General features: G+C 71.1%; 9 protein-coding genes. 3 read left to right on the plus strand and 6 right to left on the minus strand.

Annotated elements, in window-relative coordinates:
• Positions 1 to 482 (plus strand): hypothetical protein (locus VF665_RS12570; RefSeq protein ID WP_331053772.1); only part of this gene is annotated, 482 nt, incomplete at its 5' end.
• Between the two features lie 84 nt (positions 483 to 566).
• Here the strand turns inward: VF665_RS12570 and VF665_RS12575 are convergent.
• Positions 567 to 848, minus strand: a complete 282-nt coding sequence (locus VF665_RS12575; RefSeq protein WP_331053773.1) for a DUF3006 domain-containing protein — start codon at positions 846 to 848, stop codon at positions 567 to 569.
• Positions 849 to 1021: 173 nt separating this feature from the next.
• Between VF665_RS12575 and VF665_RS12580 the strand changes: the two genes are divergently transcribed.
• On the plus strand, positions 1022 to 2290 hold the full coding sequence (locus tag VF665_RS12580) for a hypothetical protein (RefSeq protein WP_331053774.1): 1269 nt from the start codon (positions 1022 to 1024) through the stop codon (positions 2288 to 2290).
• A gap of 1 nt (position 2291) precedes the next feature.
• Here the strand turns inward: VF665_RS12580 and VF665_RS12585 are convergent, their stop codons facing one another.
• From VF665_RS12585 to VF665_RS12605, 5 genes are all read right to left on the minus strand, one after another.
• Positions 2292 to 2477 (minus strand): hypothetical protein, encoded by a 186-nt coding sequence (locus tag VF665_RS12585; protein ID WP_331053775.1) that lies wholly within the window; start codon positions 2475 to 2477, stop codon positions 2292 to 2294.
• A gap of 403 nt (positions 2478 to 2880) precedes the next feature.
• Entirely contained in the window at positions 2881 to 3942 is a 1062-nt protein-coding gene (corA, locus tag VF665_RS12590; RefSeq protein WP_331053776.1) for a magnesium/cobalt transporter CorA, read from the minus strand.
• Positions 3943 to 4001: 59 nt separating this feature from the next.
• A complete protein-coding gene (locus VF665_RS12595; protein ID WP_331053777.1) occupies positions 4002 to 4901 on the minus strand; it encodes a R2-like ligand-binding oxidase in 900 nt (299 codons plus the stop codon).
• Between the two features lie 25 nt (positions 4902 to 4926).
• Positions 4927 to 5349, minus strand: coding sequence for an SCP2 sterol-binding domain-containing protein (locus VF665_RS12600; protein WP_331053778.1), 423 nt, complete (start codon positions 5347 to 5349; stop codon positions 4927 to 4929).
• Between the two features lie 292 nt (positions 5350 to 5641).
• Positions 5642 to 6034, minus strand: coding sequence for a response regulator (locus VF665_RS12605; RefSeq protein ID WP_331053779.1), 393 nt, complete (start codon positions 6032 to 6034; stop codon positions 5642 to 5644).
• Between the two features lie 215 nt (positions 6035 to 6249).
• On the opposite strand from VF665_RS12605, the gene VF665_RS12610 reads away from it, so the two are divergent.
• Positions 6250 to 6941 (plus strand): amidohydrolase (locus VF665_RS12610; protein ID WP_331053780.1); only part of this gene is annotated, 692 nt, incomplete at its 3' end.

Below are 6941 nucleotides of genomic sequence, written 5' to 3' on the forward strand. Positions count from 1 at the left end.
TGGCCGCGGCTCCGGCCCCGCCGCCCGCGCCCGCGGCGCCGGCTCCCGCCCCCGAGGCGGAGCCGCCCGCGGCCGTCCGCCGGCGCGACCCCGCGCTGTCCGCGGCGCGGTCCGGACCGGCGCCGGGCACCTCGGCCGTGGTGCAGTTTCGCCCGGCGGTCAACTACGTGCTGATCCGCTTTGCGTCGCGGCAGCGCGCGGGGGCCGCGGCCATCTGGATCCGCGAAACGGAATCCGCCGACGGGCAGGTGGTTTCCGGCCGCCGAAGCGAGGTGCTGCAGCCCACGGCGGACGGGGTGCTGGTGCGCAACTCGCCTTCGTCCCAGGCGGAGTACACCCTCAACATCCCCACCAGCTACCGCTTTGTGCGGGTGCGCATCGGCAACGAGCCCGAGACGGTCATCGCGGTGTCGCGCGCCAAGCGCGACTGGCTGTGGACGGTGAGCCTGGCCGCGGCGGACGCCGTTCCCTCCGCGCGCTGAACGCGATCGACGAAAAGGAGGGCGCGCGGATTCCCGCGCGCCCTCCTTTCGGTTCTGGACGTGACCGCGCGGCGGGTGCGCGCGTCAGACGTACAGGTCGCCGCCATCGTCCGTTTCTGCCGCGCGGCCCAGCAGTTCCCGGCTCTGCTGCCGGGCCTGCTCGCTCGCCGCCCGGTCCAGCCGGATGCGCACGATGACCGATCCGTCCAGCTCCACCGTGTGTTCCACCCGCAGCACGTCGCCCTCGCGCGCCTCCGGGGGAAGCAGCCACGCCGGAAGGTGCGCCCGCGGCTCCCCGCCGCCGTCCACCGCCGCGAGCCCGTCCTCGACGGCATCCACGTTCCACGTCCGTTCGGTGCCCCTCATCCGCCCCATCCGTTGCCGGTGCCCCCGCCGCGGGCGCACGGCCGCGCCCCGTACCCGCCCGCACAGCGCAATCGCCGTGCTGCGGGCTTGCGCGTTGCGCCGCGCGGCGTGATGCTCCAGTGACTTTCCCTTACCGCCGCATCCCTGGTGATGCCCTGCCCGGTGACCCGCTGATGCCCTCTTCGCCCCCGCCGCGTCCCGCCACACGCCGCACCCGCCCGCCGCCCGCCATTACCCGCGGGCCGGAGCCCATGCCGGGGCTCGGCATTCTGGACGAGGTGCGGGGGCCGCTGGGCGTGGTGCTGTGGAAGGGCCTTCGCAATGTGACGGCGTGGGCCGGCACCCCCGTGTCGCGGCGCGGCGGCCTGTTTGGCGGCGCGGCGGCGGAGGTGCGCGAGGCGGAGGTGCAGGCGCTGCGGCTGGATGAGGAGTTGGTGGCGCCCCTGAGCGTGCTGCGGCGGCTGGTGGAGGCGCCGGGGGGGATGGACGTGGCGCGGCTGGTGAACGCATGCCGGCGCGTGTCCATGTGGGCGGAGCGGCGCGGCCACCTGGGCACCGCGCTGGAGTTCATGCAGGCCGCGGCGCTCACGGCGCCGCAGAGCGCAGGGCTGGCGTACGCCGTGGGCCGCCTGGCCCGCCGCCACGCGGAGTACGACCGCGCGGAAAGCTGGTACGCCCGCGCCATCGTGCAGGCCCGCCGCAGCGGCGACTGGCGCGTCTACGCCCGCTCCTACTCCGGCCTGGGCAACCTGTTCATGCAGCGCGGCAGCTACCCCGCTGCCAAACGCGCTCACATGCGCTGCCTGGTGGCCGCGCGGCGCTACTCACTCCCCTCGCTGGAGGGTGATGCGCTGCACGACCTGTTCGGTCTGGCCTGCGAAAGTGGAGCGGACGGCGACATGCATTCGCTGGGGTTGGCCACCCTGGAGTCCTACGGGCGGGGCAGCATGAAGACACTGCGCCTCGCGTACGACACGGCCTACATCTGGGCGACGCGCGGCAACTTCGCCGAGGCCCTGCGGGTGGCCGCCGCAATCCTCCCCCACGTGAACGATCAGGAAGAACGTGTGGTGGTGCTGGGGCTCGTGGCGAGGGCGGCGGGCGGCTCGGGAGACGCCACCCGCTTCCGGTACGCCGCGGAAGAAACCTGGCGTATGTCGCGGTCCGGCAACGCGGGCGAGGGTGCGGCGCGCGCCCTTCTGGGGCTGGCTCATGGAGCCGCGAGCCTGGGGCAGTGGGAAGAAGCCGCGGATGCACTGGAAGCAGCCATCCGCTATGCCACGGAACGCGGCGAATCCCGTGTCGTACTGACGGCGGAGGCGATGCTGGACGCAGTCCGGAGGCAGCGGCGGACGGAGGAAGCGGTCCGCACGGCGAGCGCTGAGCCTGCCAGCGAGCTTGCCGGCCGGCTGGTGGACGCGCTCGCCGAGGTGCGTGCCTAGCTCAGTTGCCCGATCCCAGCAGTCCCCCGCCGTTGTCGCGCGTGGAATCGGCCCGGGTGACCGGCGGGGGAACGCTGTCGAGCGCGGCGCGGGCGGAGGGGCGCGCTTCGGGAGCGGTGGCGGATCCCGTGCAGGCGCCCAGCGACAGGACCAGGAACAGGAGCGGAAGGGCGGCGCGGATCTTCATGAGGACGGCTCTGGGGAAGGGTGCTAAAAACCTTACAGCGGGGCGATGAGCAAAAGCTACCGTTTCGGTCCGGGGCGGCACGTACGCGGTACACCCGCTTTCGCATGTTTCACGACAGATCGCGTCCCGCCGCACTGATTCCGTGCGTTCCTCAAGAAATGTCGTAAGCCGTTGCTGCGAGTGAGGATACCAAGAACGCGCTCCCATCGGGCGCGTGGAGGTGAACGGAGTGGCCGTTCAGTGAGGATTTTGGGAATTTTTACCCCGTAAAGGCCCGTCCGGAGTGCCAAACCGGACAGCTGTGCGGACGCTGGCGGAGAGAGGGCGGGCACGTGACGAAAAAGCGGGGGCGCACGGTCCATGGCCGTGCGCCCCCGCCCGCATTGTCCGCCGCCGCGCCCCGTCAGCCGCCGCGGTCGTTCCCCACCCAACCGCGCGAGGCCACCCAGAGCAGCACCATGGCCGCCGTCCCCGCCATCACCCCCACCGCGAACGGGAGGTTCCACCACCAGACCGGGTCCGGGTGGTCCACGTTCATCCCGAAGATCCCGCTGATGAAGCTGAGGGGGATGAAGACGGCACTGAAGATGGTGAGCACCTTCATGACCTCGTTCATCCGGTTGCTCACGGACGACAGGTACAGGTCGGTGAGCGACGCACCCAGTTCGCGGTACTGGTCCACCAGCTCCACCACCTGAACGCAGTGGTCCTGCGTGTCGCGCAGGTACACCAGCGTTTCCCCGGTAAACAGGGGCATGGGCTCGCGCAGCAGGATGGTGATGGCGTCGCGCATGGGCCACGCCGCGCGGCGCAGCGACATCAGCTCGCGGCGGGTGCGGTGCAGGCGCTCCATGGTGGCGCGCCCCGGCCTGCCCAGCACCTCGTCTTCCAGCGCGTCCAGCGAGTCGGCGTACGCTTCGGCCACGGGAAAGTAGTTGTCCACGATGGCGTCCAGCACCGCGTACGCCAGGTAGTCCGGCCCGGAGCGGCGGATGCGGCCGCGGCTCAGGCGAATGCGCTGGCGCACGGGCTCCAGCGGGTCGCCCTGGCGCTCCTGAAAGGTGACCACGTAGTCGGGGCCCAGAAAGATCCCCATGTGCTCCAGGTCCAGCTCCGGCGTCATGCGCGCCATGCGGGCGCTCACGAAGAGGTGGCTGTCATCGTACACCTCGGCCTTGGGGCGCTGCTGCACGTCGCCCAGATCCTCCAGCGCCAGCCGGTGCAGCCCGAAGATCCGGCCGACTTCGGCGATGGTGGGGGCGTGGCCCACGCCGTCCACGTTCACCCACAGCACGGGCCAGTTGCCGCGCATGCGCTCCAGCAGGGCCAGGTCGTCCACCGGGCACTCGGTCAGTTCCAGCGGCCCGTACGCGATCACGGTCACGCGGGGCGGCGCGGCCTCCGGATCGGAGTACAGGGTGCCGGGCTCCGAGCCGGGCGCCGCGCGCGGCGCCCGGGGGCGCACGTGCAGCCCGGAGGCGATCCGCTCCAGCGGGCGGAGAAACAGGTCCCTGCGATGCAGCGTCAGAGCGCAGTCTCCTCGGTTTCCAGGGCGGTGCCCATCACCTGCTCCAGCGTCTGGGTGCGCGCTTTTTCAAGCCGCGCCACCCGCTTGCCGAACTGCGACAGGGCAAAGTCCGCAAAGTCTTCCATCCGAAGCCCGAACGGGGGCACGGGGTACGGCTCGAACACCTCGGCCACCACGCCCAGCGCCAGGGGGAGCAGCTCGTTCAGCCGCTGCTCGATCGTCTCCCACACGGGGTCGCCGTGCTCCGCCACCAGCCGCGAAAGCAGAAACACGCCGTACGCGATGTGGCGCGACTCATCCCGCCGCAGGTTGCCGATCACCCGCTGCATGCCCGGCATGATGCCGTTGCGCTGCAGCAGCATGTCGTAGGCGTGGTAGCCCGTTTCGGCCAGCACGCCTTCCACGATCATGTTGTAGGTCACGGAGGCGGCGGCCTGCGCGGCGGGGGAGCTGTCCGTGCGCAGCCGCCCCATCGCCTCCGGAAGCTCCTCCCCCAGCAGGCGCTGAAAGCTGGGCGTGTGGTAGCGGGAAAGGTCGGTGTGCTCGTCCGCCACCTCGTCCAGAAAGCGGCGGAACGCCTCCACGTGCTTGGCCTCCTCCCACAGAAAGGAGGTCAGGTACATCTCCTCTTCCAGCCTCCCCTCCTGCGCCATCACCATCATGAGCGGGAGCAGGTCCATGGTCACCGACTCCTCGCCGCCCTGGAACAGCGAGGTGAGGCGCAGGATCACGTCACGCTCCTCGTCGTTGAGGCGGCGCCAGTCCTGCGCGTCCACGGTCAGGTCGATCTCGCGCGGGTCCCACACGCCCAGGCGCTTGGCCTTGTGCCACAGGCGCATGGCGGGAAGGCGGTGGTCGAGCCCCTGCGGGCGGGTGGAAAGCCAGGTCTGCGGCATGGGAGGGCGGGGAGAGGGGGATGGATCAGGATGCCATCGGAGGAAAGCTGCCGCCGGCCTGCCCGGCCGCGACCACCATTTCGCGGGCGGCCTGGGCGTACTTGGCCAGGGTGAACAGGCTGCCGCGCGTGAGGCGCAGCTTTCCCGTCATTACCGAGGCCACGGGGTCCACCTCGCCGGCCAGCAGCCGCTTCCAGGTGGCGGGGTCCGCCTGAAACACGTAGGCGGCGCCGGCACGGTCCGCGTCGGTGGCCAGCCGGGTGCCGCGGCAGGCGCCGTGGTGCATGTCCAGCCACGCCGCGCGCTCTTCGGCAATGCCGTGCGCCGGGTCGGCCGTCATCACCAGCACGGCGGTGCCCTCCCAGGTGGCCGCGGCGCGCCCGTACGCCTCGCTCTCGTTCATCCGCTCGCAGCAGGCCACGCACCAGGGCTCGGTGAACACCTCCATGCACGCTCCTCACACTTTCAGGATGGGGTTGCTCGTTCGCCAGCGATGACGCTACACGCTCGATGGCTGGATGGAAAGTGTGTCGCCGCGTAGTTCAACGAAGGACGGGCACATACAGAGGCCCGGAGGTACGGAAGCGGAAGGAGATACCAAGCCGCCCGGAACCCTGTCATTCCGGTTCCCTCCGTGTCTCTGAGCCCCCGTGTGAGATTGCGGCTGCCGTTGCAGGGAGCAACGAACAAGCCCCGCCGATCCGGAGATCGGCGGGGCTTTCGGCTGGGGCGAACCGCGCTTACTGGGGCGCGGCGGCGGCGATGCGGTCCAGCATCTTCCGCACTTCTTCCACCACGCGGCGCGGCTCGATGGGCTTGGCCAGGTAGCCCTCGCAGCCGGCCTCCACCGCGCGCTGGCGGTCTTCGGCCATGGCGTGGGCGGTGAGCGCGATCACGGGGATGTGCGCCGTGTCCACGTCGGCCTTCAGGCGGCGCGTAGCCTCCCACCCGTCGATGCCCGGCATGGCCACGTCCATCAGGATCACGGCCGGATTCCGCTCGCGCGCAAGGCGAATTCCATCTTCACCGTTGCCGGCCTCGATCACGTCGATGCCCACGTGCCGCAGGATTGTCGTATAGATGGTACGATTGTCCTCGTTGTCTTCTACGAGGAGCACGATCGGGGAGCTCATGATAACGGAACCTGTCGGGTACGGGGCACTTCGCCGGTCGGCCGCAGCGTTGCAAGAAGCGTGGCAGGTCCGGGTCACGCATGTAGTACCACGGAGCGCCGCTTCTGTTCGCTCCGTGCGCAAAGGCAAGGCGCGGATTGCACGTGACCGGGCGCCCCGGCTATCCTGTCCGCCCCGGCCGCGCCGCGCGGCCCGCCACTCATCCGCGTGAAGCCATGACCGTCGCCGACGAAACCGAGCTGCTGGTGCGCACCCGCCGCGACCTGCACCGCCACCCCGAGCTGGGCTTTCAGGAGCACCGCACGGCGGGGATCGCGGCGGAGCGGCTGCGCGCCGCGGGCTACGAGGTGCAGACCGGGCTGGCGGGCACCGGCGTGGTGGGTACGCTGCGCGGCGGGACGGGCGCCGGGCCCACGCTGCTGCTGCGCGCCGACATGGACGCGCTCCCCATCCGCGAGCAGACCACGCACGACTTTGCCAGCGCGACGGACGGCGTCATGCACGCCTGCGGGCACGATGCGCACGTGGCCATCGGGCTGGCGGTGGCGGAGCGGCTGGCGCGGTCGCGCGATTCGTGGGGCGGTACGGTGAAGTACATGTTCCAGCCCGCGGAAGAAGGGCTGGGCGGCGCCGTGGGGATGATGGAGTCCGGCGTGCTGGACGGGGTGGACGCGGCGCTGGGGCTGCACGTGTGGCTGGGGATGCCCAGCGGCATCGTGGGCGTGGTGGCCGGGCCGCAGATGGCCGGCGCGGGGGAGTTTCACGCCACCATCCACGGCCGCGGCGGCCACGGCGCAATTCCGCACGAAACGGTGGACGCGCTCATGATCGCCAGCCACTGCGTGGTTGCACTGCAGACGGTGGTGTCGCGCTCCGTCTCGCCGCTGGAGCCGGCGGTGGTCACGGT

Origin of the sequence: Longimicrobium sp., from assembly GCF_036387355.1 — a bacterium.
GTDB lineage: Bacteria > Gemmatimonadota > Gemmatimonadetes > Longimicrobiales > Longimicrobiaceae > Longimicrobium.